General features: G+C 68.8%; 17 protein-coding genes. 6 read left to right on the plus strand and 11 right to left on the minus strand.

Annotated elements, in window-relative coordinates; all coding sequences use genetic code 11:
• Positions 1-2 precede the first annotated feature (2 nt).
• The 10 genes from ACL9RL_RS08630 to ACL9RL_RS08675 form a co-directional block, all read right to left on the minus strand.
• A complete protein-coding gene (locus ACL9RL_RS08630; RefSeq protein ID WP_422779818.1) occupies positions 3-842 on the minus strand; it encodes an enoyl-CoA hydratase-related protein in 840 nt (279 codons plus the stop codon).
• Positions 839-1762, minus strand: coding sequence for a 3-hydroxyacyl-CoA dehydrogenase family protein (locus ACL9RL_RS08635; RefSeq protein WP_422779819.1), 924 nt, complete (start codon positions 1760-1762; stop codon positions 839-841). The genes ACL9RL_RS08630 and ACL9RL_RS08635 overlap by 4 nt, the downstream gene beginning before the upstream one ends.
• Complete coding sequence (locus ACL9RL_RS08640) at positions 1762-3045, minus strand: CaiB/BaiF CoA transferase family protein (protein WP_422779820.1); 1284 nt, start codon at positions 3043-3045, stop codon at positions 1762-1764. The genes ACL9RL_RS08635 and ACL9RL_RS08640 overlap by 1 nt, the downstream gene beginning before the upstream one ends.
• Positions 3038-4582, minus strand: coding sequence for an HAL/PAL/TAL family ammonia-lyase (locus ACL9RL_RS08645; protein WP_422779821.1), 1545 nt, complete (start codon positions 4580-4582; stop codon positions 3038-3040). The genes ACL9RL_RS08640 and ACL9RL_RS08645 overlap by 8 nt, the downstream gene beginning before the upstream one ends.
• A 2-nt stretch (positions 4583-4584) precedes the next feature.
• The gene (gene hutU / locus ACL9RL_RS08650; RefSeq protein ID WP_422779822.1) at positions 4585-6336 is read right to left on the minus strand and encodes a urocanate hydratase; all 1752 of its coding nucleotides are present in this window, start codon (positions 6334-6336) and stop codon (positions 4585-4587) included.
• A 247-nt stretch (positions 6337-6583) separates the two neighbouring features.
• Positions 6584-7546, minus strand: coding sequence for an ABC transporter substrate-binding protein (locus ACL9RL_RS08655; RefSeq protein WP_422779823.1), 963 nt, complete (start codon positions 7544-7546; stop codon positions 6584-6586).
• Positions 7547-7798: 252 nt separating this feature from the next.
• A complete protein-coding gene (locus ACL9RL_RS08660) occupies positions 7799-8533 on the minus strand; it encodes an ABC transporter permease (protein WP_422779824.1) in 735 nt (244 codons plus the stop codon).
• Complete coding sequence (locus tag ACL9RL_RS08665) at positions 8530-9180, minus strand: ABC transporter permease (RefSeq protein ID WP_422779825.1); 651 nt, start codon at positions 9178-9180, stop codon at positions 8530-8532. The genes ACL9RL_RS08660 and ACL9RL_RS08665 overlap by 4 nt, the downstream gene beginning before the upstream one ends.
• Entirely contained in the window at positions 9177-10343 is a 1167-nt protein-coding gene (locus tag ACL9RL_RS08670) for an ABC transporter ATP-binding protein (RefSeq protein ID WP_422779826.1), read from the minus strand. The genes ACL9RL_RS08665 and ACL9RL_RS08670 overlap by 4 nt, the downstream gene beginning before the upstream one ends.
• Complete coding sequence (locus ACL9RL_RS08675; protein WP_422779827.1) at positions 10340-11116, minus strand: IclR family transcriptional regulator; 777 nt, start codon at positions 11114-11116, stop codon at positions 10340-10342. Before ACL9RL_RS08675 ends, ACL9RL_RS08670 begins: the two co-directional genes overlap by 4 nt.
• A gap of 125 nt (positions 11117-11241) precedes the next feature.
• Between ACL9RL_RS08675 and ACL9RL_RS08680 the strand changes: the two genes are divergently transcribed.
• Entirely contained in the window at positions 11242-12024 is a 783-nt protein-coding gene (locus ACL9RL_RS08680; RefSeq protein WP_422779828.1) for a HutD family protein, read from the plus strand.
• A 230-nt stretch (positions 12025-12254) separates the two neighbouring features.
• On the opposite strand, the gene ACL9RL_RS08685 is transcribed toward ACL9RL_RS08680, so the two are convergent.
• Positions 12255-12530, minus strand: a complete 276-nt coding sequence (locus ACL9RL_RS08685; RefSeq protein ID WP_422779829.1) for a hypothetical protein — start codon at positions 12528-12530, stop codon at positions 12255-12257.
• A 318-nt stretch (positions 12531-12848) separates the two neighbouring features.
• Here ACL9RL_RS08685 and ACL9RL_RS08690 point away from each other — a divergent pair, with 318 nt between their 5' ends.
• From ACL9RL_RS08690 to ACL9RL_RS08710, 5 genes are all read left to right on the plus strand, one after another.
• Entirely contained in the window at positions 12849-14318 is a 1470-nt protein-coding gene (locus ACL9RL_RS08690; protein ID WP_422779830.1) for an ROK family transcriptional regulator, read from the plus strand.
• 578 nt (positions 14319-14896) lie between these two features.
• Positions 14897-21223 (plus strand): ThuA domain-containing protein, encoded by a 6327-nt coding sequence (locus tag ACL9RL_RS08695; RefSeq protein WP_422779831.1) that lies wholly within the window; start codon positions 14897-14899, stop codon positions 21221-21223.
• A 276-nt stretch (positions 21224-21499) separates the two neighbouring features.
• The gene (locus ACL9RL_RS08700) at positions 21500-22381 is read left to right on the plus strand and encodes a hypothetical protein (protein ID WP_422779832.1); all 882 of its coding nucleotides are present in this window, start codon (positions 21500-21502) and stop codon (positions 22379-22381) included.
• A 255-nt stretch (positions 22382-22636) separates the two neighbouring features.
• Positions 22637-23767, plus strand: a complete 1131-nt coding sequence (gene hemE, locus ACL9RL_RS08705) for a uroporphyrinogen decarboxylase (RefSeq protein ID WP_422779833.1) — start codon at positions 22637-22639, stop codon at positions 23765-23767.
• A complete protein-coding gene (locus ACL9RL_RS08710; protein ID WP_422779834.1) occupies positions 23752-25443 on the plus strand; it encodes a protoporphyrinogen/coproporphyrinogen oxidase in 1692 nt (563 codons plus the stop codon). Before hemE ends, ACL9RL_RS08710 begins: the two co-directional genes overlap by 16 nt.
• The last annotated feature ends 107 nt before the right edge of the window (positions 25444-25550 follow it).

The raw sequence follows: 25550 nt of genomic DNA on the forward strand, positions 1-25550 counted from the left end.
CGTCACTTCCCTTCGAATTCCGGGGTGGTCCGCTCGCTGAAGGCGCGCATGCCCTCCGCCCGGTCCGCACTCGCGGCGATGAGGGCGGAGAGGGTCCGTTCGTGCGCGACCCCTGCGGTGAGTCCGGTGTCGTAGGCGGAGAGGACGGCGTGCTTCGCCATGCGCGTGGCGAGTGGCGCTCCGGCCGCGATGCGTTCGGCGACCGTGTGCGCCTCTGCATCGAGGGCGTCCTCGGTCACGACCCGACTCACGAGCCCGCTCGCGAGCGCCTCGGCCGCGTCCAAGCGGCGACCGGTCAGCACGAGGTCCATCGCCATCGACTTCCCGACGGCGCGGACGATGCGCTGGGTTCCGCCGGCGCCCGGGATGATGCCGATGCCGGCTTCCGGGAACCCGAACCGGGCGCTGTCTGCTGCGACGACGACATCGCAGATGAGGGCGAGTTCCAGGCCGCCGCCGAGCGCGTAGCCTGACACGGCCGCGACGAGCGGCAGCTTCATCGCGGCGACGTCGTCCCACAGTTCGCTGAAGCCCGCCGTGTAGAGGTCGATCGCTCCGGCGTCGCTGAGGGCGCCGATGTCGGCCCCTGCTGCGAATGCCCTGCGGTCGCCGCGGAGCACAACGACGCGCGTCGTCCCGTCCTGCTCGAAGCCTCGCAGCGTCTGGACCAGGAGTTCGAGCAGCTCGCGGTTGAGGGCGTTGCGCTTCTCCGGCCGGTTGAGCGTGACGGTTGCGATGAGGCCGCTGTGCTCGACGAGCAGGAGCGGTGCGGCCGGCGCACCAGCACCAGCACGCGCATCTGCACCGGCATCTGCATCGGCACCGGGAATCTGCTCGCTCATCGTGCCCTCCGCTCGGTCAGGAGTCTGACGGTCTCATCGCGGTGTGCCACGGCCGCCGCGATGCCCTCTGGTGTCCACTCGTAGAAGCCGCGCCCCGCTTTGGTGCCGAGTGCCCCGTCGGCCACCCGGTCGCGCACGAGGTCGGGGACCCCCGCCGCAGTGCTGAGCTCCGGCATCAGGACGGCGGAGACCTTCTCGACCGTGTCGAGCCCCGCGAGATCCATCAACTGCAGCGGACCTGAGGCTGACCAGCGCGGCGCGAGCGTCGTCTCGACGGCCCGATCCACGTCCTCGATGGAGGCGACACCGGACTCGACGAGGGCGATCGCCTCGCGCAGCATCGCATACTGCAGGCGATTGACGACGAAGCCGGGCACGTCGCGGCGGACCTCGATGACGTCCTTCCGGATGGCGGCGCACAGCTCGCGCACGGCGGCCACGGTCGTGTCATCCGTCTGCTCGCCGCGCACGAGTTCGACGAGGGGCATCACGGCCGGCGGGTTGAACCAGTGGAGGCCGACGAATCGACCGGCGTGCCGCAGCCCGGAGGCGATGGAGGTGATCGGCACGCTCGACGTGTTGGTCGTGAGCAGGCAGTCGTCGGACACGACCGCTTCGATCTCGGCGAAGACCGACTGTTTGAGGACGAGGTCTTCGAGGACGTTCTCACTCACGATGGCGGCGCCGCCCACGGCGTCGGCGAGCACGGTCGTGGTCCTGACGCGTGCGACCGCGTCCCCGATCCGGCCCTGGATGTCCGTCAGCGCACGGTCGAGGGTCGCTTCGCTCCGCGAGTACAGCGAAACCGCGTAGCCGTGGGCAGCGAAGACGCCGGCGATCCCGGCGCCCATCGTCCCGGCGCCGATGACGGCGACCTGCCCGGCCCCCGTCTCGGCGACCTCGCCGATGCCCGCGCCCATCAGACGACCCCGCTCTCGCGCAGCGCCTGGATCTCGGCGGCGTCCAGCCCGAGGTCGTCGCGGAGGATCTGCTCCGTGTGCTGGCCGAGCGTCGGCGCGACGAGGTCGGGCGAGTCCGTCCGGCCGCTGAAGTGCACGGGTTGCGGCACGACCTGCACGGTCCCGGCGACGGGGTGCTCGACGGTCTTGACGAGTCCGCGGTGCGCGGCGTGATCGCTCGCGGCGACCTGCCCGATGTCCCAAATTGGCGCCGCGGGGACGCCGGCGGTCTCCAGGATGGTGACGATCTCGTCGACGCTGTGCGCACCTGTCCACTCCTCGATCACCGTGCGGAGGTCCTGCTGATGGGTGAGACGGTCCGGATCGGTCGCGAACCGTGGGTCCGCGATCAGCTCTGGCCGTCCCATCGCCGTGGTGAGGCGGACGAACAGCGGGTCGTTCGCGACCGCGATCACGACGTGCCCGTCGGCTGCCGCGTAGGCGTCCATCGGCGCGCTGATCGGGTGGCTGTTGCCGATGCGCGATGGTGCGCCGGCGCCTCCGAGGAGCTGCGACAGCGAGACCATCTGCAGGGAGAAGATCGAGTCGAGCATCGCGACGTCGACGTGCTGGCCCTCGCCCGTGATACCGCGCTGAAGGAGTGCCGCGAGGGCGCCCCAGGAGCCGTAGACGCCGGCGACGACGTCCCCGACGGCGTCCCCGATGCGCGTCGGCGGCCCATCGGCCCATCCCGTGACGCTCATGATGCCGCCCATCGCCTGCACGATGTGGTCGTAGGCGGCCCGGTGGGCGTACGGCCCGGTCTGGCCGAAGCCGGAGATGCTCACGTAGACGAGCCGCGGATTGAGTGCCTTGACGCTCTCGTAGTCGATCCCGAGGCGTGCCGTGACGCCAGGGCGGAAGTTCTCGACGAGGACGTCGGCCTGCTCGATGAGCCGCAACAGGAGCGCGTGGCCCTCCGGCGACTTGAGGTCGATCGTGATGCTCTTCTTGCCGCGGTTGAGGAGCATGAAGTAGGTGCTCTCGCCGTTCACGTGCGGTGTGAAGTCGCGGGAGTCGTCGCCGCGGCCGGGCAGCTCGACCTTCGTGACGTCCGCGCCGAGGTCGCCGAGCATCGCGGCGCACAGCGGTCCGGCCAGGACCCGGGCGAGGTCGAGGACCTTCACCCCGGCGAGGGGGCCGGCCGAGAGCCCGGGCGCGGCTGCCGAAGGCGCAGGCGCCGAGGGCGTGGGCGCCGAAGCGGACGCGGACGAAGCCGACGAGGCGGCGGTCGAATCAGACATGGGTGTTCTCTTCTCCGAGCTGGGTGCTGATGATCGAGTCGAGCGTGCCGTCCTCGATGAGGGCGAGGACGGCTTCGAGATCCGGGGACATCTCCCGATCGTCCTCGCGGACGGTCACAACCGCGCGGATCGCGTCGTACACCGCCCCGGTCCCGCGCCCGGGGCGCAACGGTGCGTGGAAGTCGATCGCCTGCGCGGCGCACAGGAGTTCGATCGCGAGGATGTTGGCGGCGTTGGCAGCAGCCGTGCGGGCCTGGATGGCAGCGGTCGTCCCCATGCTCACGTGGTCCTCCTGGCCCGCGCAGGTCGACACCGTGTGCACGGTCGCCGGCGCTGCGAGGGCCCGGTTCTCGCCCGCGAGCGCTGCGGCGACGTACGGGGGGATCATGAACCCGGACCCTGCTCCGCCGCCAGGCACGAGGAACGGCGGCAGCTCGCTCAGGTGACGGTTCGTGAGGCGATCCGAGCGGGCCTGCGACATCGTGCTCAGTTCCGCGATGGCGATGGCGAGCACGTCGAGGGCGACCGCGACGGGTGCGCCGTGGCCGTTGCCGCCGGGGAGCGCGATCAGTTCGCCGTCCTCGACGACGAACACGGGGTTGTCGGTCACCGAGTTGATCTCGATGTCGACGGTGCGCCAGGCAAAGTCCAGCGCATCGCGGACCGAGCCGTGCACCTGCGGAATGCACCGGAGGCTCAACGCGTCCTGCAGGCGGTGGTCGCGGTTGGCTGCGAGGATCTCGCTGCCGTCGAGCAGGCGGAGCAGCCGCGCGGCCGTGTCGATCTGGCCCGGGTGCGGCCGCATGCGCTGGAGCCTCGGGTCGTAGCCCTTGCTGTTGCCGCGGAGGGCTTCGAGGCTGAGCGCGCCTGCTGCATCGGCGATCGCCACGAGCTCCCTCGTCCGGTGGAGGGCGAGCGCGCCGAGGCCGGAGATCTCGTACGTCCCGCTCACGAGCGCGTGGCCCTCACGAGGGCCGGGGGTGAATGACTCGATGCCCGCGCGCCGGAGGGCCTCCGCGCCAGGCAGGAGCTCGCCCTCGAACCAGGACTTGCCGAGGCCGTAGAGGGAGAGGCCGATGTGGGCGGTCGCCGTGAGGTAGCCGACCGATCCCTGCGACGGCGCCCACGGCGTCACCCCGCGGTTGAGCAGTTCGGCGAGGGTGAGCACCAGGCGTGGGCTCACCCCGCTCGCTCCCTGCGCCAGCGCCGTGATCATCGTGGCGATGATCGCCCGGACGGCCTCCTCGTCGTGGGGCGCTCCGACGCCGCTCGCGTGGCTGCGGAGCATCCCGAGCTGGGCGTCCGCGATGCCGTCGGGGTCGACGGCGACCGAATACTGGTCGCCGACGCCCGTCGTCAGCCCGTAGACCGGCTGCCCGGAGGCGAGCACCTGACCCACGAGGTCGTGGGTCAGGAGCATGCCGTCGAGGGCCTCCTGTGCGATCTCGACCCGCGCACCCCTGGCGATCGCGACGATGTCGTCGATCGAGGTGTGGCCTGGGCCGATCGTCACGGTGGGGTCGGAGCGCGTCGCCATGGTCAGGCCTGTGCCGCTGCGAACGCCGCCGCGGAGATCCGCTCGTCGGCTTCACGAGCCGCCGCAGCCGCGGCGGCGTGCGCCGCCGCGAGCTCCTTCGCCTCGGCGAGCATCGGGATCCGGACGCCGCGCTCCTCGGCGACCTCGATCGCCCGGTCGTACCCGGCGTCGACGTGACGGATGACGCCCATGCCGGGGTCGTTCGTCAGCAGACGAGAGAGCTTCTCCGCTGCGAGCGGCGTGCCATCGGCGACCGACACCTGTCCCGCGTGGATCGAACGGCCGATGCCGACACCGCCGCCGTGGTGCAGCGACACCCAGGTGGCCCCGGACGCCGTGTTGAGCAGGGCGTTCAGGATGGGCCAGTCGGCGATCGCGTCGGAGCCGTCCGCCATCGACTCGGTCTCGCGGTACGGCGATGCGACGGAGCCGGAGTCGAGGTGGTCCCGACCGATCACGATGGGCGCCTTGAGCTTGCCCTCGGCGACGAGTTCGTTGAAGCGGACGCCGGCCTTCGCGCGGTCGCCGTAGCCGAGCCAGCAGATGCGGGCGGGCAGCCCCTCGAACTCGACGTGCTCCTGGGCTGCGCGGATCCAACGAGCAAGGCCCTCGTTCTCGGGGAACAGCTCGATCATCGCCTCGTCGGTCACCCGGATGTCCTCCGGGTCTCCGGACAGTGCGACCCAGCGGAACGGCCCGAGGCCCTCGCAGAAGAGCGGACGGATGTAGGCCGGGACGAAGCCGGGGAACGCGAACGCACGGTCGTAACCGCCCTGGCGGGCCTCGTCGCGGATCGAGTTGCCGTAGTCGAAGACCTCTGAACCGGCGTCCTGGAAGCCGACCATCGCCTCGACGTGGCGCGCCATCGACTCGCGGGACTTGAGCGTGAAGCCCTCTGGATCGCGCTCTGCCTCTGCGCGCCAGTCCTCGACCGAGATGCCGACGGGCAGGTAGGACAGTGGGTCGTGCGCGGAGGTCTGGTCGGTCACGATGTCGACGGGGACGCCGCGTTCGAGGAGCAGCGGGAGGACCTCTGCAGAATTGCCGACGAGGCCGACCGAGAGCGCCTCACCCGCTGCCTTGGCGGCGAGGACACGTTCGAGGGCGACGTCGATGTCGGTCTCGACGGCGTCGAGGTAGCGCTTCGAGAGGCGGCGGCGAAGACGCGTCTCGTCGACGTCGACGATGAGGACGGCTCCGCCGTTGAGCGTCACGGCGAGCGGCTGGGCGCCGCCCATGCCGCCGCAGCCGCCCGTGACGGTGAGCGTGCCGGCGAGGGTCCCGTTGAACCGCTTCTTCGCGATCGCGCCGAAGGTCTCGTAGGTGCCCTGGAGGATGCCCTGCGTGCCGATGTAGATCCATGAGCCGGCGGTCATCTGGCCGTACATCATGAGGCCCTGGGCTTCGAGGCGGCGGAACTCCGGCCAGGTGGCCCAGTCGCCGACGAGGTTGGAGTTCGCGAGGAGCACACGCGGCGCCCACACGTTCGTGCGGAAGACGCCGACGGGCTTGCCGGACTGGACGAGGAGGGTCTCGTCGTCGGCGAGGTCGGTGAGGGAGGCGACGATGGCGTCGAAGCTCGCCCAGTTGCGGGCGGCCTTGCCCGTTCCGCCGTAGACGACGAGGTCCTCAGGGCGTTCGGCGACCTCTGGGTCGAGGTTGTTCATGAGCATCCGGAGCGGTGCTTCGGTCTGCCAGCTCTTGGCGGTGAGTTCTGTTCCTCTGGCAGCGCGCACGGCGCGTGATCCGGTCATGGTGTGGTTCCTTTCGGTGATGCGGTGAGCGCGGTGCTTGGTGGTGCGGCCCGGCGGTCCCGGTCCCTGAGCTTGTCGGCCCCGGTCCCTGAGCCTGTCGAAGGTGGTCCCTGAGCCTGTCGAAGGTGGTCCCTGAGCCTGTCGAAGGGCGCTTCGACAAGCTCAGCGACCGGGCGAATACGTTCTGGTCCCGGTCCCTGAGCCTGTCGAAGGGTCCACCCCGACAAGCCCAGCGACCGACGTCCGACTACCCGATCTTGTTCGCCTTCAACCAGTCGGCTGCGACGGCGTCGATGCTGTCCTGCTTGGCGAGGCGGCCGTTCATCTCGATGAGCGCCTTCGTCGTGAGCGCTGCCGAGACACTGTCGAGGACCTTCGTGAGCTTGTCGTTGACCTGGTCGGTCGCGACGATGGGCACGATGTTCTGCGCCGGGAACAGGTTCTTGTCGTCCTTCAGGGCGACGAGGTCGTTCTCGGCGATCGCCGGGTCGGTCGAGGTGAGGTCTGCGACCTGGATCTGGCCGTTGAGCAGCGCGGTGAGCGTCAGCGGTCCGGCGACGTCGAGGGTCTTGAACTCCTTGAATTCGAGGCCGTAGACCTCCTTGAGCCCTGCGACGCCCTCGTGACGCGTCTTCCACTCCGGCGGGCCGCCGAGCACGATGTCGCCGGCGACCGGGATGAGGTCGGAGACGGTCTTGAGGTTGTACTTCTCGGCGGTCTCCTTGGTCACGGCGAGGGTGTCTGAGTCCTGCGCGTCCGAGGGAGTCAGCATCGAGATGCCCTTCGGCAGGGCCTTCTTGAGGCCGGCCGCGACTTCTTCCGGTGTGGTGGCTTCGACGGTCTTGTCGAGGTAGCTGAGGGTGGCGCCGGCGTATTCGGGGAGCAGGTTGATGCTGCCGTCGAGCAGTGCCGGCATGTAGACCTCGCGGCTGCCGATGTTGAGTTTCGTCGTCGCGGTGACCCCGGCGGCGTTGAGCGCCTGCGCGTAGATGGTTGCGAGGAGCTGGCTCTCGGGGAAGTCGGCCGAGCCGACGATGACGCTCGATGCGCCGGAGGTGCCGGCCGGCTTGTCCGCGGAGAGCGGGTCGCCGCCGCCAGAGCAGGCGGTGAGGGCGAGGGCCGTCGTCGCGGCGAGGGCGATCGTGGTGAGCGCCGTGCGGCGGGTGATGCGGCCGGAGAGTCGGCCGGTGGTGCGGGAGGGGCTGTTCATGGTGGAGTCCTTTGGCTTTCTGACGCGGCTTCGGTGGGGTGCCTGGTCGCGTGGGTGGGAAGGATCATGGAGCCGTGCTGGTGGTGCGGTGGTGCGGTGTTGCTGGTGTGGTGCTGGTGTGGTGCAAGTGGTGGAGCGATGGTGGAGGTGCGTCGGGTGCTGCTGGTTCAGGGGCCGGACGTTCAGGGAGCGGAAGCTCGGGGATCGGACGTTCGGGGCGGGGAGAAGCGGGCGTTCTGCGGGCCGGACTCGTCAGACCGCGGCCGGTGTCGGCACGGTCGCGGTGGCCGGGGCCGTCGCGATGGCCGAACTCCGCGTCAGGCGGCGGGTGAGCCCCGGCGACACCGTCAGCCGGGCGATGAGCCCGATGCCGAGGTCGACGATGAGCGCGAGGAGCGCGACGAGCACGGCGCCGACGAGCATCTGGTCGTAGTCGTTCTGGGCGCGGCCGTCGATGATGAGCCGGCCGAGACCGCCGAGCGAGACGTAGGCGGCGATCGTCGCGGTCGAGATGACCTGGAGCGTCGCGCCACGCAGCCCGGAGAGGATGAGCGGCAGCGCACACGGCACCTGCACGGAGAAGAGCACCTTGAGCGGGCGGAAGCCCATCCCGACGGCCGCATCGACGGCGCCCGGGTCGACGGCGCGGATGCCGGCGTAGGTGTTCGTCATGATCGGCGGCACGGCGAGGAGCACGAGGACGATGAGGCTCGGGACGATGAAAGCGAGGTCCGAGGCGAAGACGGGCGCGATCACGATCACGAGGAGGATCACGAGACCGAGGGTCGGCAGGGCGCGGAGCGCGTTCGCAACACCGGCGATGAGGAACGTGCCCTTGCCGGTGTGGCCCACGTACAGGCCGATCGGGATGCCGATGAGCGCCGCGACGAACAGGGCGAGGCCCGTGTAGATCAGGTGCTGCACGAGGAGCACCTGGATCGCATCGGTGCCGGTCCAGTGCGTCGGGTCGAGGAGCCAGTCGATCATGCCGCCACCACCTTCGGGGTCCAGGGCGTGAGCCACTTGTTGAGCAGGACCACGATGCCGTCGAGCAGGACCGCCAGGATGAGGCAGAGCACGATGCCGACGATGATCGGGGTCAGGAACCGCAGCTGGGCGCCCTGGGTGAAGAGGAGGCCGAGCTGCTGGGTGCCGATGAGGGCCGCGATGGCGACGACGCTCACGTTGGAGACGACGGCCACCCGGAGCCCCGCCGCGATGACGGGTACGGCGACCGGGAGTTCGACCGAGACGAGTCGCTGGAAGCCGCGGTACCCCATCGCCGTCGCCGCCTGCACGGTCTCAGGCGGAACGGAGTCGAGCCCGTCGGAGACGGTGCGGACGAGGAGCGCGACCGTGTACACCGTCAGCGCCACGACGACGTTGATCGGGTCGAGGATCTTCGTCCCCAGCAGCGGCGGGAGGAGCACGAAGAGGGCGAGCGACGGGACCGTGTAGAGGAGCCCGGTCGTGCCCAGGATGACCGACTTGAACACCCCGCTGCGCTGGGCGAACCAGCCGAGCGGCAGGGAGATCGCGAGGCCGAGCACCACGGGGATGATCGACAGCACGACGTGCCAGCCGAAGAGGACGGCGATGTCGCCGGACTGACGGGCGATCCAGTCGAAGTTCATGATGCTGCCCGGGGGGATGCCGACTGGGTGTCGCTCTGCTGCCTGGCGGTCGGGATGGCGCCCGTCTGCAGGCTGCCGCGGTTCTCGTCGAGCGAGGAGACGACATCGGCGCCTGTGACGGAACCGACGAGCTGGCCGTTCTCGTCCACGAGGACGCCGCGTCGGCTGGGGGCGCTGAGGGCGGCATCGAGGATCTGGCGCATCGTTCCGGTGGTCGGCGCGACCGTGCCGCTGAGGTTGAGGTCGCCCGTGCGGACGGGGCCAGTGAGGGTGTGCGGTTCGACCCAGCCGATCGGGCGACCGCCGTCGTCGAGGACGAGGAGCCAGGCGTCGGTCGTCGCCGCGAGCGCTTCCTCGGCGCTCGCGCCGAGCGTCACGACCGGCTCAGGGCGGATGCGGAGGCCGGGAGCCGCCGTGGTGAAGCCGAGCGAGCGGTAGCCGCGGTCGCGCCCAACGAAGTCCGCGACGAAGTCGTCCGCCGGATCCGTCAGGAGCTCCTCAGGGGTCGCGAGCTGCGCGAGCTTGCCGCCCGTGCGCATCACGGCCACCTGATCGCCGAGCTTGAGTGCCTCGTCGATGTCGTGGGTGACCATGATGATGGTCTTGCCGATCTCCCGCTGCAGGCGCAGGAACTCGTCCTGCAACTGTGCGCGGACGACGGGGTCCACGGCGCTGAACGGTTCGTCCATCAACATAAACGCCGGGTCGGATGCGAGCGCGCGGGCGACACCGACACGCTGCTGCTGCCCGCCGGAGAGCTGCCAGGGGTAGCGCTTCGCGAACGTCGCGGGCAGGCCGACGCGTTCGATGAGTTCGAGGGCGATGCTCCGCGACGCCTTCGCCGACTTCCCGGCGAGGCGGGGCGTCGCGGCCACGTTGTCGAGGATCGTGCGGTGCGGGAAGAGGCCGGCGTGCTGGATGACGTAGCCGATGCGGCGGCGCAGGAGCGCTTCGTCCATCCCGTTCGTCGATTCGCCGTCGAGGCTGATGGTGCCCGACGTCGGGCGGATGAGGCGGTTGATCATCCGGAGGGACGTGGTCTTGCCGCAGCCGGACGGGCCGACGAGGACCGTGAGTTTGCCGGTCGGGGCGACCATCGTGAGGCCGTCGACGGCGTTCGTGCCGTCCGGGTAGGTTTTCGTGACGTTCTCGAAGGTGATCATGAGGCGAGCTCCTCGTTGCGGGGGTCGGTGGAGTCTGCGGGGGAGATGGTGCTGGTGGGGGCGTCGGTGCTTGTGGCAACGCCCCCGGGGGCACTGCTGGGAACACTGCCAGGAGCACTGCCAGGAGCACTGCCGGGGGCGGCGATGATCGAGCCGGCCTCGGTGAGGAGGAGCTCGCCGATGCGGGCGATCTGCTCGTCGTCGATGCGGTAGCTGGGGACGACGCTCGACAGTGCTGCGACGATGCGGTGGCCCACCATCACGGGGACGGCGATCGCCGTGACATCGGATTCGACGCCCTGGCGGACGATCGAGTAGCCGGCCTCGTCGACGTCGCCGGTGAGGACGGTGCCGGCCGCGGAGCCGTGCAGGGGGATCGAGCGGCCCACCCAGCTGGCGTGGCGGACGGAGTGGGTGCCTTCCACGATCGCGATGTAGAGGGCGGTTTCGCCTGCGCCGCGGATCGAGAGGTAGCAGGACTCGCCCGTGGCTTCGACCATGCGGCGCATGGCGTCGCTCGCGAGGGAGACGAGGGATTCGTTGGCGAGGGCGAGGGCGCCCAGCTGGACGATGCGGGCGCCGGGCGTGTACCGTCCGTCGCCTTCGCGGCGGATGAACTCCTGGGCTTCGAGCGTGCGCAGCAGGCGGAGTGCCGTGCTCGCGGAGAGGTCGGCGTCCCGTGCTGCATCAGCGAGTGAGACGGAGCCCCGATCGCACACGATGCCCAGTAGGGAGAGTGCTCGGTCGACCGTGCGGGTTGACGATTCTGCCATGTCGTACCTCCTGTCGTCATTGACATTAGAGAGGGAATGTTTCATCGCTCAGCGGCGAATGTTTCCACTAAGTAAAACGTGCATGTCACTAGATAGCAACCATGAATTCGTCGTATGGTCCCCATATGGCCGTTGTCGTGCGTGAGTTCTCGTCCCTCGTCCCCGTCCCGTGGGTCAATGGAGCCGGGGTGACGACGACCCTTGCCGCAGGGTCTGCTGGTGACATCTCCGTTGGGCGTGCGGTACTGGGTCGGAGTGGGGGCGCTGGTGCCGGGGGTGCTGAGGTTGGCGCTGCTGGCGCTGCTGGTGCTGGCGCATCGGCGCTCGCCGAGGCGGATTGGCGGGTGAGCATGGCGGAGTTGAACGGTCCGTCGACGTTCTCGCCGTTCCCCGGGTTCGATCGCATCTTCACGGTCATCGAGGACGGCGTCGTCGAGTTGGCGATCGTCGATCCCGTCGAGGAGTCCGCTGGCGAGGCTGGCGGGCGTGGTGAGCACGGCGAAGCGCCCGCCGCCGGGCCCGAGGTGTTGCGTCTGTCGAGGTTCGATGAGGCGCGGTTCGCTGGGGAGGCATCGGTCGCGTGCATCCCGCCGACCGGCCGCACGCTCGACCTCAACCTGTTCACGAGGCGGGGCGTGTGCACCGGGGCGGTGACGGTGTCGAGGGTGTCCGACATCGCGCGGGTGAGTTCGCACCCGCGTCTGGTGGTGGTCCTGGAGGGCGGCGTGCTGGCATCGGACGTTCCCCTGTTCGAGGCGCCCGCATCGAGTTCCGACGGTGCCGCCGTCCTGAGCGATGCCGTCCGCGCCATCGGCGACGTCGTCTGGATTCCATCGGGCGAGGCCGTACGGCTGACCGGCGCACTGCATGTCGCCGTCATCGAGCTCAGCGCACTCGCCGCCCGCTGACCCCGCCTGCTCCGTCCCGTCCCGTCCCGCCCAGCCCCGTCCCGCCCAGCCCCGTCCCGCCCTGTCCCGATCCCGCCCCGCCGCTCCCCGCTCGTCTCTTCCACAATTCAGGAAGATTCACGGAATTCAGGACGATTTCGGTGCATTTCCGCCTGAATGCTGCAGAAGTTCCTGAATTCAGAAAACGCCCGGCGTGTGTGTGGGGTGCGCGGGAGGTGTCGATGCGGTGACTAATCGACCGATGTCGGCCCGTCGGTCTGCTTGGGCGTCGCGGGAGTGGCGGGGGCGGCAGGAGCCGTGTCGGAGGCAGAGGCGGATGCTGCACGGGCAGAAGCAGGGGCTGCGAGGGAGGCAGCCGCCGAAGTGTCCGCGGAGGACGCGGCGGCTTCGCGCGCCCGACCGATGCGCAGCATCCGTCGCACCCAGATCGTGGCTCCAACGATGATCGCGACCACAACGATCACCTGCAGCGCAACCATCACCTGCCACATCGCGAACGCGTTCATCAGTCGCCCCCCACCTTTCGGTGTCGACAGCCTACGGCGTCGCGCATCCGCCGGCCATCCTCGCTGTTCGCAATTCCGGAACTCTGGGGCGGGAATGCGCTTGGCGGGCGCGGATAGCGCTTACCCAGGCGGATCGGCGCAGGAGTTCCGGAATTGTGGACAAAGAAGGACACAGAGGGTCATGCAAGGCGGCTCACAGCCGCGTCCAAGGATTTGTTGTTAGACCGTTGATAATATGAACCGGCCCGCCGAACGTTGGCGGACTCAACGATCGATGGAGCCTCTGGTCCATCGCGAAGGTGGTGTGCAGTGGTCGCGATGGACGATGTGCAACAGCGCGCCCGCAGAACGGCGGCAACCGCGAATCCCGGCGCGAGAGCGACCGCGAGCACGGGACAAGCCGGCGGAACAATGCCCGGAACGACGACCGGAACGACCGGCGGAACGCCTCCCGTCCAGAGCGGCGCCGCAACGCGCGCCGGCTCCCGCGGCAACAACCTCGACGACGTCCGCCGCAACAACCTCTCCGCCGTCCTCGGACTCGTGCACACGACCGGGCCCGTGAGCCGTGCGCAACTGACGGCGTCGACCGGCCTCAATCGATCGACCGTCGGCGCGCTCGTCGGTGAACTCGTGAGCCTCGGCCTCGTCACCGAACGCGAACCGGACACCACCAAGCAGGTCGGGCGTCCGAGCCTCGTCATCGCGCCGGGGCAGCGCACGGTCGCGCTCGCGGTCAACCCGGAGCTCGACGCCGTGACGATCGGCCTCGTCGGCCTCGGAGGCCAAGTTCTCAAGCGCATCCGCTACGACACGCTGCACGTGCCGACGGCCCCGGAGGTCGTCAACATCGTCTCCGCGGTCGTCGCCGGCATGCGCGACGAGCTCGAATCCAATTACGCGACCGTCGGCGTCGGCCTCGCGGTCCCCGGTCTCGTCCGGGCGGGCGACGGCCTGGTCAAGCTCGCCCCGCACCTCGGCTGGCAGAACGAACCGCTCGCCGAGATGCTCCAGGACGCCCTGCGGCTCCCCGTCTTCGCCGCGAACGACGCCGCGGTCGGCGCCCTCGCGGAGAGCCTGTTCGGTGCGGGCAGAGGCGTGTCGGACCTCATCTACCTCAACGGCGGAGCGAGCGGCATCGGCGGGGGAGTGGTGAGCCGCGGCGCGCTCCTCACCGGCGAGAGCGGGTACGCGGGAGAACTCGGCCACACGCTCGTCAACAGCGTCGGCGTGCCGTGCCACTGCGGCTCCACCGGCTGCCTCGAGACCGAGGTCCGCCGAGCCCCGCTGCTCGAAGCGCTCGGGCTGCCGGCATCGCGCGCCGAGGAACTCGAAGCAGTCCTCATCAGCAGGTTCTCCGGACGCGGAGGCGATGCCGATGCTGACGCCCGAGTCGATGCCGATGCCGCAGCAGGGCCAGCGGAAGCGGCTACAGCTGCAGAGACAACAGCCAGCAGCACCGCATCCGCACCGCACACCACCGACCCGGCCCTCCAGTCCATCGTCGACGCGCAGATCGACTTCCTGGCGATCGCCGTGCGCAATGCGGTCAACCTCTGCAATCCGGAGCTGCTGGTGCTGGGCGGCTTCCTCGGGTCGCTCTCGGCCGTCGCCTCCGACCGTCTTGAGCGGGCCGTCGCGCGCACGGCGGCGCCGGGCGGTTGGCCGGTCACGCGCATCTCGCGCTCGTCGCTCGGCGTTGACCGCTTGATGATCGGCGCTGCGGAGCTCGCCTTTGCACCAGTGCTGTCGGATCCGGCCGGCACGATGGCGGCACTCGCCGTCTGAAGCATCCCAGGGTCCGCGATGGCGTGACTCGAGTGTCATGCGAAGCCCCGCCCGACCGCTGCGCCGGTAATTCGATGGTCCGGGAACGTATTCCCCACATCGACGAAAGCCACACCTGACGGGTAAAGCTTTTCCGGCATTTCTCGCGTTACACGCGCTATCGCCACAAACTCGGATATTCAACCGATTTCACGCACATCTGATTCCACTATTGTGTTTCGGCAAACAAACCGCTATGCAACTATCGTCGGGTTTGTTTCGCGGCAAAAACGTTGATTTTCCGGCACTCTCAAGATCAACTCTTCTCGCACGCACCCCGAGAGTGCAACGCTTCATCACGATTCGACCCATTTAGCTTGACTTGCAACAAACAACGCTCATAGGATCGCCGCAATTGTCTGGTCAGCGTCGACCGTGATGCGTGCACTCCACGTGTCCGATGGCGTCCGGCCAGGCGGAGCAATCACATCCGCGTGTCGCAGACGCGCTCGGTATCGAGGAGTGGAACCACGTTGAACCAAGCTCAACCCCAACGCAGGCTGAGGAAGCGCATCGTCGCCTCCTTTGCGGCGGTGGCCATGATCGCCACTGGCGTCTTGGCCAGTGCAGGACCGGCACTCGCCGCTCCTGCACTGACCTCGACACAGTTGGCCGCATCGGGCCAAACCGCCGCTCAAGTCGGCTCAGACCGAACCAGCCAGACCCAGCTCGCCAATCAACAACTCGCGAAGGCAGCGGCTCTCCCCGCCGTCCTGCCAGCACCCGATTTCAAAGTCCTCATCTTCTCCAAGACGGCAGGCTTCCGTCACGGGGCGATCCCGGCCGGCATCGCAGCCGTCGAGAAGCTCGGTGCGGAGAACAACTTCGAGGTCGACACCACGGAGGACGGCGCATCGTTCACCGAGGAGAACCTCGCCCAGTACGACGCCGTCATCTGGATGTCCACCACGGGTGACGTCCTGAACGACGAGCAGCAGGCAGCGTTCCAGAAGTACATCGCCAACGGTGGCGGGTACGCGGGCGTCCACGCCGCATCGGACACCGAATACGACTGGCCCTGGTACGGCGAGCTCGTCGGCGCCTACTTCAGCGGTCACCCTGCAGAGCAGAACGCGACCATCAAGGTCGAGGACCACGCCCACCCGTCGTCCGAGTTCCTCGGCGACACCTGGGACCGTTACGACGAGTGGTACAACTTCCGCACGAACCCGCGCGGCAAGGTCCACGTGCTCATGTCGCTCGACGAGAAGAGCTACACCGGCGGCACGATGGGCATCGACCACCCGACCGCGTGGTGCCAGAACTTCGACGGCGGACGCTCCTGGTACACCGGCGGCGGCCACACCGACGCCTCCTACACGGACCCGACGTTCCTCAAGCACCTGCTCGGCGGCATCAAGACCGCAGCCGGCGCCGAGAGCGGCGACTGCAACGCGACCCAGAGCGACAGCTACGAGCTCGTCCCGCTCGACACCAACACCGGCAACCCGATGGCACTCGACATCGCGCCGGACTCCACGGTGTTCTACGCGGAGCGCAACGGCCGTGTGCAGCGCATCGACCCGGTCTCGCAGGAGACCACGACGGCGCTCTCGCTCAACGTGACGATGGCGAACGAGGACGGCCTCCTCGGCATCGTGCTCGACCCCGAATTCACGACGAACAACTGGATCTACCTGTACTGGGCGCCGACCAACGTCGGTTCGGACGGTCCGCACAACCGCATCTCGCGCTTCACCTACAACCCGGGCACGAAGACCTTCGACCCGGGCAGCGAGAAGGCGCTCCTCAAGGTCACGACGCAGCGCAACACCTGCTGCCACGCCGGCGGCGACATGCTGTTCGACAACGACGGCAACCTCGTCCTGTCGCTCGGTGACAACACGAACCCGTTCGAGTCGGACGGCTACACGCCGATCGACGAGCGCTCCGGCCGTCAGGACTACGACGCCCAGCGCTCCTCGGCCAACACGAACGACCTCCGCGGCAAGATCCTCAAGATCAAGCCGACCGCAGACGGCGGCTACACGATCCCGTCCGGCAACCTGTTCGATGGCGACACGAGCGGCAAGACCCGCCCGGAGATCTTCGCGATGGGCTTCCGCAACCCGTTCCGGATCGGTCTCGACCCGTACACGGGCAACCTCCTCGTCGCGGACTACGGTCCTGACGCCGGTCAGGCGAGCTCGACTCGCGGCCCGGGCGGCACCGTCGAGTGGAACATCATCAAGCAGCCGGGCAACTACGGTTGGCCGTACTGCGTCGGCATCAAGTGCTACAACGACTACAACTTCTCCACCGGTGCATCGGGTGCGAAGTTCGACCCGAAGCTGCTCGTGAACGACAGCCCCAACAACACGGGTCTGCGGAACCTGCCGCCGGTCGTCGAGCCGGAGTGGTGGACCGAGAACGGGTCGACCGCCATCTACCAGGAGATCGGCAACAGCGGTGCGCCCATGGGCGGGCCGGTGTACAAGTACGACAAGGACAACCCGTCCGACACCAAGTGGCCGGCGTACTGGGACGGCAAGGCGATGTTCGCCGAGTGGAACTCCGGACGCATGTTCTCGTTCCAGCTCAACGAGGACACCGACGCGAACACCGCACGCCACACGAAGATCCAGGACATCAACCGGATCCTCCCGGAGATCTTCGACCCGTCGAAGGGCTTCGCGAGGTCCATGGACTTCGAGTTCGGTCCTGACGGCGCCCTGTACGTGATCGACTGGGGTTCGGACTTCGGCGGCAACACCGCCGACTCCGGCGTCTACCGCGTCGACTACGTCCAGGCGAACCCGTCGCCCATCGCCCGAGCATCCGCTGACGTCACGAACGGCCCCGGCCCGACACTCGACGTCCAGTTCTCCTCGGAGGGCACCCGTCACCCCATCGCCAAGCCGTTCACGATCGAGTGGGACTTCGGCGACGGAACACCGACGACCTCGACGCCGAACCCTGCGCACACCTACACGCAGAACGGCGACTACACCGCCCGCCTCACGGCGACGGACGAGGACGGCAAGACGGCCATCGCCAACGTGCGCATCGTCGTCGGCAACGCCATCCCGAAGGTCACGATCGACTTCCCTGAGAACGGTGGATTCTTCACCTGGGGCGACGACGTGTCCTACAAGGTGACCGTCACCGACGATGACGCCAACGGTCCGATCAACTGCGAGAACGTGAAACTCGTCCCCGCGCTCGGACATGACTCCCACAACCACGACTTCGGAGAGATCCACGGTTGTGAGGGGAGCTTCCCGACGGCTCGCGACGCAGGCCACGGCCTCGAGGCGAACCTGTTCTGGGTGGTCAACGCCAACTACACCGACGACGGAGGCGCCATCGGCGTCCCGCAGACCGGGTATGCGACGACGGTCCTCAACTCCACCCACATGGAGGCCGAGTACTTCAAGCAGACCGGACGCGTCGGCGGCACAGGCGGCCCGGACGACGGTGTGAAGATCGAGAACACGAGCGATTCGGCCGGCGGAGGCAAGAACCTCGGCTTCATCGACCCGAACGACTGGTGGTCGTACTCGCCCATCAACCTGAAGGGCATGGACGGCGTCACCCTCCGCATCGCGAAGGGCTTCGGCGGCACCGGAACGATCGAGGCGCGTTGGAACGACCCGACAGGGCCTGTCCTCGGCACGGTCGACTTCGAACCGACGCTGAAGAACGGTTCGCCGGACTGGCAGACGTACTCCAACTTCACGTTGGACTTCGACAAGCCGCTCCCCACCGAGACGGGCACGCTCTACTTCGTGCTCACGAAGGGTGGCGCGAACGTCAACTACATGAACTGGATCGGTACGGGCGTCGACTCGAACTCGCCGCCGGTCGTGCAGCTGAACGCAGCGCCGAAGTCCGGCATCGCACCGCTCGTCGTCACCGCGACGGCCGATGCGACCGACCCTGAGGGCGAAGCGCTCAGCTACAAGTGGGAGACGGGCCTCGGCGAAGGATTCGTCGACGGCACGGCGACCAAGCAGGTCACCTACAACCAGCCGGGCAGCTACGAACTGCGCGTGCGGGTGGCCGATGAGCGTGGTGCGTACACGGAGAAGCGTCAGACGATCACCGTGACCGTCCCGGGTGACACGATGTGCCTGAACGGCCGCTCGGACGGCTTCGACGGCACAACGATCGACACCAAGCGCTGGAACCGCATCGTGCGGCCGAACCAGGACGCCCGCGTCCAGGGCGGCAGCCTCGTGATCCCTGCGTCGAAGACCGACATCTACGGAAGCGGTCCAGGCACCACGCCGAACATCATCCTGCAGGACCTCCCGGGCGGTGCCTGGCAGGCGACCACGAAGGTGACGTTCGAAGCGAGGACGCAGTACCAGCAGGCCGGTCTCATCGTCTACGGCGATGACGACAACTACGCGAAGTTCGTGCTCCAGGGCCGGGGAACCGGTTCGAGCGCCGACCAGCGCCTGTTCCAGTTCATCCGTGAGGAAGCCGGCAACCCCAACGAGGTCGCGGCGTCCAACACCGCCAACCTCGGCGAGGCGTTCCCGGACACCTTCTTCGTGCGGATGACGAGTGACGGTACGAACCTCAACGCCTCCTACTCGGCCGACGGCAGCACCTTCGTGTCGATGCCGCAGACGAAGGCGCTCGCCGGAATCACCAACCCGAAGATCGGTCTGCTGGCATTCGCCAACGACGGATCGCCGGCGGCCGTGATCGACGCGAAGTTCGACTGGTTCCAGATCACGCCCGATGACACCGCTGTCGCGGACTCGCCTGACGACGAGTTCACCGGCACGGCACTCAACGGGTGCCGCTGGAGCGTCGTGAACGAGCAGCCGGGCGGATATCGCGTATCCGACGGGGCACTCCGCATCGACACCACACCGAATGACATCTACGGAGCAGACACGGGTGTGCCGAACTTCATCGTTCAGCAGCAGCCGGCCGGCGACGAGTGGACCGTCGAAACCAAGATCGACGCCTCCGCGTTCGACCGCCAGTACCAGCAGGGTGGCCTCATCCTGTACGGCGATGACGACAACTACGTGAAGCTCGACATCGTGTCGACCAATGCGGCGGGGTCTGCCATCACCAGGAACCTGGAGCTCCGGAACGAGATCGGCGGTGTGGTCCAGAACCCGCAGCCGAACGCTCCGGCGCCGGCGAACGGCATCGTGCACCTGCGGCTCGCGAAGTCGGGCAACACGTACACGGGCTGGTACAGCGCTGACGGTGCCACCTGGACCCAGATCACCGAGACGGTGACCAACGCGGGTCTCGGCGGCGCACGCATCGGCCTGTACGCACTCGGCAACGCCAACCAGGGTCAGGTCTCCCGCACGGGCGTGTTCGATTACTTCCGGGTGATCGGCTCCACCGTTCCCGAGACGCCGATCACCGTCAGCGCGACCGTCTCCCCGGTCACGCCGAACGGCGTCGGCTCCTGGTACACCCAGAACGTCACCGTCCAGGTGGCGTACGAGGGCGGCGGAACCAGCAGCGTCTACCGCGAATACAACGTGGACGGCGCAGGCTGGCTCGAGTACACGAGTCCGGTCGTCGTGACGACCGACGGTGCGCACACGGTCCAGTACCGCGCGTCGTCCACCGGTCACACGACGGTCTCGGATGCCGTCAGTTTCAAGATCGACAAGACGGCGCCGACAGCTGACGCCTCGCTCGCCGTGACGGAAACGGGCCGGACGGTCACGATCACCGCGAGCGATGCGACGAGCACCGTCGCGGGCATCGAGTACCGCATCGGCGAGGGCGAATGGGCGGCCTACACGGCGCCGGTCGCCATCGACGGAACGGCGCAGACGGTCCAGTACCGGGCGACCGATGGTGCTGGAAACGTGAGCCTCACCGGATCCCTCGTGGTTCCGGCGGCTCCCGTCGACCCGACCGAGCCGACGATCACCGTCCAGGTGACCCTCGACCCGGCGGCCCCCAACGGCCTCGCCGGTTGGTACACGAAGGCGGTCACCCTGACCGCGACGGGTGCCAGCACGGACGCTTCGGGAACCGTTGTGGTCGAGTACTCCACGGACGGCGAGAACTTCTCGCCGCTCGGAACGTCAGCGGAGCTGTCAGCCGAGGGCGTCTCGACCGTGTGGGTGCGCGCCGTCGACGGTGACGGACACACGTCGGAGACCGTGCAGCACACGATCAAGCTGGACACGGTCGTTCCGACCGCTGCTGGTGAGGTCGCAGGCCGCACCGTCACGCTGACCGGTGCAGACGGGGCAGAGGACGCATCCAGCGGCCTCGACCGTGTCGAGTACCGACTGAGCGGCGACGCCGCAGACGTGTGGCGGACCTACGCCGACGCGTTCGCGGTCGCAGGGCTCGCCGCTGAGACGGTCAGCTTCCGGGCCGTCGACGTCGCAGGCAACATCGGTGAGGTCGGGTCGGTCCAGGTCGAGAAGGTCGACCAGCCGGTCGTCCCGACGATCGTGCTCGACTCGTCGAGCGTCCGTCAGGGCGGTCTCATCCGGGTCAGCGGCACGGGCTTCGAGCCGGGTCAGTCGGTCGATGTCTGGCTGTTCTCCGACCCGACGAAGGTCGGCTCGCTGACGGCTGACGCGCAGGGCGGCATCAACGGCACTGTCCAGGTGCCGGCCGCCTTCACCCCCGGCGCGCACCACGTGGTGGTTCTCGACGGTGAGACCGAGCTTGCTCGGGCCGCTGTCACGGTCACTGTAGCGGTCGTCGACCCGGGTCCGGGAACCGGTGGTCCTGGCACGCCGGGCACCGGCAGCGGTTCCGGTGGTTCCGGCTCCGGCCAGGCCGGTGGATCGCTCAGCTCGACGGGTGCTGAGGGCGTGGACGTCCTCGTGCCGCTCGCCATCATCCTGCTGTTCGGTGGACTCGGGGCTCGTCTCCTCGTCCGTCGTCGGCGGGGAGAGGCTTCGGCCGAGTAGTCCGGTCGGTCCGTCGGGTCGCCTCACGGCGGCCCGGCGGGCCTTCCGCTCCTCCGGTCCCACCGGTCCCTGAGCCTGTCGAAGGGCCCCGCTCCACCCGGCCCGCCGGTCCCTGAGCCTGTCGAAAGGCCCTGCCCCACCGGTCCCTGAGCTTGTCGAAGGGCCCACATCCACAACTCAGCACCACGCAGTACGCACCACGCACCACCAGAACCACCGATGTCCCGAACCGGCGACGGCCCGGGACATCCCCGAACACCTCTCGGAAAGGCAATCATGTCCGGCACTTCTGCATCCGACACCGCTGCATCGCGAGCGGTGAACCACGCGGCATCCCGCGTCCCCACTTCTTCCGCCGGCTCACCCGTCGGCTTCGCTGTTCCCCGGGGCGACGTCGCCCCCTTCGCGCCCGCCCGATCCGCATCCACCTTGGCCGTCGTTCACACGGCCCTGCGGGTGCGAGCCCTGTTCGCGATGCTGTTCGGCCTGGTGGTCCTGTTCGCCGGTGTGTTCGGGGCTGCCGGTGCAGCATCGGCGCACGGCGGGCCGTTCCAGTTGCTCGTCTCGCCCGACGGCGCCGGGGGTGTTGTGGTCAGCGCGCAGTACACCGCTGACCAGCACACCGTGAGCGAGATCATGGACCCCGTCGCGACGGCCGTCTCTCCTGATGGGCAGCGCGTCGGGCCGGTGTCGTTGATCTCGTCGTCGGAGGGCGAGGGGATCTGGGTGAGCGATCAGCCGTTCCTGCCGGAAGGCCAGTGGGCGGTGACGGTCGCGACGACGTTCCCGAGTTCTGCGACGGTCACGGTCGACATGACGGTCGCGCCGCTCGCTGCGCCCATCGAGTCGGGTGAGACGATCGCCGCGGTGGAGACGGCGAAGGCCGAGGCTGCCGCGCAGGCGGCGTCGGTGCGCATGATCGGTCTGTGGATTCTGGCTGCGGTCGTCGTCCTGGCGGTCGTCGGAGCGTTCATCTTCCGTCTGCGTCGTCGTCCGGCGGCTGCGGACGCCGTCGCCGGCTCAGCTGCAGACGCGACCGATGCCCCGGCTCACGCTGAATCCGACACGTCCCCCAACGCTTCGGCAGGCTCCGCAACGGACGCCGCAGATGGCCCGGGCACCCGCCCGCTCGCCGGTTCATCGTCCGCACGTCACTGACCCCATCGCCCTCACCCATCCCGGCGGTGTGTTCGCAATTCAGGAAGATTTCCGCGATTCAGGACGATTCCGCCTCACAAGCGCGGATTTCGTCCTGAATTCCGTGAATCGTCCTGAATTCTGCAGCCCCAGCCCCAGCCCCAGCACCGGAATTGCGGACGGGGTGCGGGGATGTGGTGGGGCGACGCACGGCGGCTGGCGATGCGCGGGAGCGCGGGACTCGGGCGACCCGCAGCGCGCGTCTGGGAGGATGGGATGGTGACCATCCCCGCTGAACACCCGCTTCCCGCCGCAGACCTGCTCCCCGCGACCCACCCGCTGCAGTCCGGCCTCACCGCCGACAGCCGCCTCATCACCGCGTATCGCGGCACCCGCCCGGACGTCACGCCCGTCTGGTTCATGCGTCAGGCCGGCCGTTCGCTGCCGGAGTACCGGGACCTGCGCGTCGGCACCGCGATGCTCGACGCCTGCCTCGACCCGGCCATGTCGAGCGAGATCACCCTGCAGCCCGTCCGCCGTCACGGCGTCGACGCCGCCATCTTCTTCAGCGACATCGTCGTCCCGCTCAAGCAGGCTGGCGTCGCGGTCGAGATCGTGCCCGGTCGCGGTCCGGTCATGGGCGAAGCGGTCCGCACGTCTGCGCAGGTGGACGCGCTCACCGCGATCGACCCGTCGATCCTCGATGAGACGCTCGCGCCGGTCAGCGAGGGCGTCGCGCTCACCGTCGCCGGGCTGCGTGAGATCGGCGATGGCCGGACGCCGCTCATCGGGTTCGCCGGCGCACCGTTCACCCTGGCCGCGTACCTCGTCGAGGGCGGTCCGTCGAAGGATCACCTCGCCGCCCGCACGCTCATGCACGCCGACCCGGAGGCGTGGGCGAAGCTCATGGCGTGGACGGCCGACATCACGGGCCGGTTCCTGCGCGCGCAGATCCTCGCGGGTGCTTCCGCGGCTCAGCTCTTCGATTCGTGGGCTGGTGCGCTGTCGCTCGAGGACTACGAGCGATACGTCGCCCCTGCGTCGGCCCGTGCCCTGTCGCATGTCGCCGATCTGCCCGTCCCCAAGGTTCACTTCGGCGTCGGCACCGGTGAACTCCTCGGTGCGATGCACGGCATCGGCGCTGATGTGGTCGGCATCGACTACCGTCTCGGCCTCGACGAGGGCATCCGTCGCCTCGGCGGCAACGTCCCCGTGCAGGGCAACATCGACCCGGCTCTCCTCGCCGCACCGTGGAACGTCCTCGAGGCGCACGTCCTCGACGTGCTGGAGCGGGGCAAGGCGGCGCCGTCGCACGTTCTGAACCTCGGTCACGGTGTCCCGCCGGAGACGGATCCGACGGTACTCACGCGCATCGTGTCGCTCGTGCACGAGTGGGACTGGCGCTGACGATGGCCCCCGCGAAGCGTCTCGTCGTCATCGGTGGCGGCATCGGCGGCCTGGTCGCGGCGCTCGACTGCGCGTCGGTCGGCATCGATGTGACCGTAGTCGAGTCGCGTCCGCAGCTCGGTGGTGCGGTCGCGAGTGCTGAGATCGCCGGATTGACGGTCGATGTCGGCGCCGAGAGTTTCGCGACGCGCGGCGGTTCGGTCGCGGAGTTGCTCGATGAGCTCGGCCTGGCCGATCAGGTGGTCCGCCCGAATCCGGCCGGCGCGTGGCTGCACATCGCCCTCCCGGGGGAGAAGCCGCGGACGCATCCGCTGCCGAAAGCCGGCATCCTCGGCATCCCGAGCAATCCGCTCGCGGACGACGTCCGGCAGATCATCGGGTCGAAGGGCGCGGTCCGCGCGTACCTCGATCGTGTCCGGCCCGTGTTGACGATCGGCCAGGAGGAGAACTTCGGTGCGCTCGTGCGCAAGCGGATGGGCGCTGCCGTGCACGATCTGCTCGTCGCGCCGGTCACGTCAGGGGTGTATTCGGCGATGCCGGACGACCTCGATGTGGAGCGTGCCGCCCCCGGGCTGAACGCGGCGATGACGCGCACGGGTGCATTGTCGCTCGCTGTCGCCGATCTGCGCGAGAGCGCGCCGGCCGGTGCAGCCGTCGGCGGGTTGCGGGGCGGGATGACCGTGCTGGTGAACACGCTGGCCGATGCGCTGCTCGCGAAGGGCTCGACGCTGGTGACTGGTGTCGCGGTGACGGGGCTGTCGCGGGTGCCGTTCGACATCGACGCCGACGGTGAGGGCGTCCCAGAGGGCGATGTCGGGCTGCCGCCGATGGGGGAGCGGGGTGCTGGTGCTGCTGGTGCGGCTGCGGGTGCTGCTGGTACTGCTGGTGCCGCGTCGTCGACTGGCGGGCCCGCGTGGTACATCGCGCTGACCGATGGTCGCATCCTCGAAGCCGACCTCGTGCTCGTCGCGACGCCTGAGACGTTCACGCGGAATCTCCTCGCCGATGCTTCGCCGGAGTTGGCGGTGCTCGCCGCCGATGACGAGCATGGCGTGCAGGGGCGTGTTGGTGCTGGTGGTGCTGGTGGTGCTGCTGCTGATGCTGCTGGCGCTGACACTGCGGCCGACGGCCTTCCCGATGCCGACCTCGCGCCGTCGCCGACCCCCGCGCCTGTGGAACTCGTCACGATCGTGATCGACGAGCCGGCGCTCGACGCCGCCCCGCGAGGCTCCGGGCTGCTGGTCGTCCCCGGTTCGCAGTTGCACGCGAAGGCCCTCACGCATGCGACGGCCAAGTGGTCGTGGCTCGCGGAGCAGGCTGGGCCGCATCGGCATGTCGTCCGGGTGTCGTTCGGGCGTCAGGGTGAGGCGAATGCGACGGGCGGACTCGACGACGACGAGCTGCTGACGATCGCGCTCGCCGATGCGTCGGCCATGCTCGGTGTCGAGCTGCGGCGGGAGAGCGTCGTCGGCTTCAACCGGGTGTCGTGGACGGGGACGCAGCCGACTGCTGCGCGAGGTCAGCGTGAGCGGGCGAACGCGGTGCGTGCACTCGTCGACGAGGTCCCTGATCTCGCGGTGACGGGCGGATGGCTCGCCGGAACTGGTCTCGCATCGGTCGTCCCGGATGCCCGCGTCGCCGCCAAGCGCATCCGTCACGCGGCCCTGACCCTCTAGCCGCCTGCCGGCCCGACCCTCTAGCCGCCTGCCGGCCCCGTCCTGTCCGTCCCCCGCCCGTCCCGTCCCGTCCCGTCCCATCCCGTCCCGACCAGCCCCGTCCTTCC

Origin of the sequence: Plantibacter sp. Mn2098, from assembly GCF_049319745.1 — a bacterium.
In the GTDB taxonomy this organism is placed as follows: domain Bacteria; phylum Actinomycetota; class Actinomycetes; order Actinomycetales; family Microbacteriaceae; genus Plantibacter.

What these genes read in the sequence shown, in the direction of transcription:
- ACL9RL_RS08630 (WP_422779818.1), bottom strand. Translation starts at nt 842, where the DNA reads ATGAGCGAGCAGATTCCCGGTGCCGATGCAGATGCCGGTGCAGATGCG.
- ACL9RL_RS08635 (WP_422779819.1), bottom strand. Translation starts at nt 1,762, where the DNA reads ATGGGCGCGGGCATCGGCGAGGTCGCCGAGACGGGGGCCGGGCAGGTC.
- ACL9RL_RS08640 (WP_422779820.1), bottom strand. Translation starts at nt 3,045, where the DNA reads ATGTCTGATTCGACCGCCGCCTCGTCGGCTTCGTCCGCGTCCGCTTCG.
- ACL9RL_RS08645 (WP_422779821.1), bottom strand. Translation starts at nt 4,582, where the DNA reads ATGGCGACGCGCTCCGACCCCACCGTGACGATCGGCCCAGGCCACACC.
- hutU (WP_422779822.1), bottom strand. Translation starts at nt 6,336, where the DNA reads ATGACCGGATCACGCGCCGTGCGCGCTGCCAGAGGAACAGAACTCACC.
- ACL9RL_RS08655 (WP_422779823.1), bottom strand. Translation starts at nt 7,546, where the DNA reads ATGAACAGCCCCTCCCGCACCACCGGCCGACTCTCCGGCCGCATCACC.
- ACL9RL_RS08660 (WP_422779824.1), bottom strand. Translation starts at nt 8,533, where the DNA reads ATGATCGACTGGCTCCTCGACCCGACGCACTGGACCGGCACCGATGCG.
- ACL9RL_RS08665 (WP_422779825.1), bottom strand. Translation starts at nt 9,180, where the DNA reads ATGAACTTCGACTGGATCGCCCGTCAGTCCGGCGACATCGCCGTCCTC.
- ACL9RL_RS08670 (WP_422779826.1), bottom strand. Translation starts at nt 10,343, where the DNA reads ATGATCACCTTCGAGAACGTCACGAAAACCTACCCGGACGGCACGAAC.
- ACL9RL_RS08675 (WP_422779827.1), bottom strand. Translation starts at nt 11,116, where the DNA reads ATGGCAGAATCGTCAACCCGCACGGTCGACCGAGCACTCTCCCTACTG.
- ACL9RL_RS08680 (WP_422779828.1), top strand. Translation starts at nt 11,242, where the DNA reads ATGGCCGTTGTCGTGCGTGAGTTCTCGTCCCTCGTCCCCGTCCCGTGG.
- ACL9RL_RS08685 (WP_422779829.1), bottom strand. Translation starts at nt 12,530, where the DNA reads ATGAACGCGTTCGCGATGTGGCAGGTGATGGTTGCGCTGCAGGTGATC.
- ACL9RL_RS08690 (WP_422779830.1), top strand. Translation starts at nt 12,849, where the DNA reads ATGGACGATGTGCAACAGCGCGCCCGCAGAACGGCGGCAACCGCGAAT.
- ACL9RL_RS08695 (WP_422779831.1), top strand. Translation starts at nt 14,897, where the DNA reads ATGATCGCCACTGGCGTCTTGGCCAGTGCAGGACCGGCACTCGCCGCT.
- ACL9RL_RS08700 (WP_422779832.1), top strand. Translation starts at nt 21,500, where the DNA reads ATGTCCGGCACTTCTGCATCCGACACCGCTGCATCGCGAGCGGTGAAC.
- hemE (WP_422779833.1), top strand. Translation starts at nt 22,637, where the DNA reads ATGGTGACCATCCCCGCTGAACACCCGCTTCCCGCCGCAGACCTGCTC.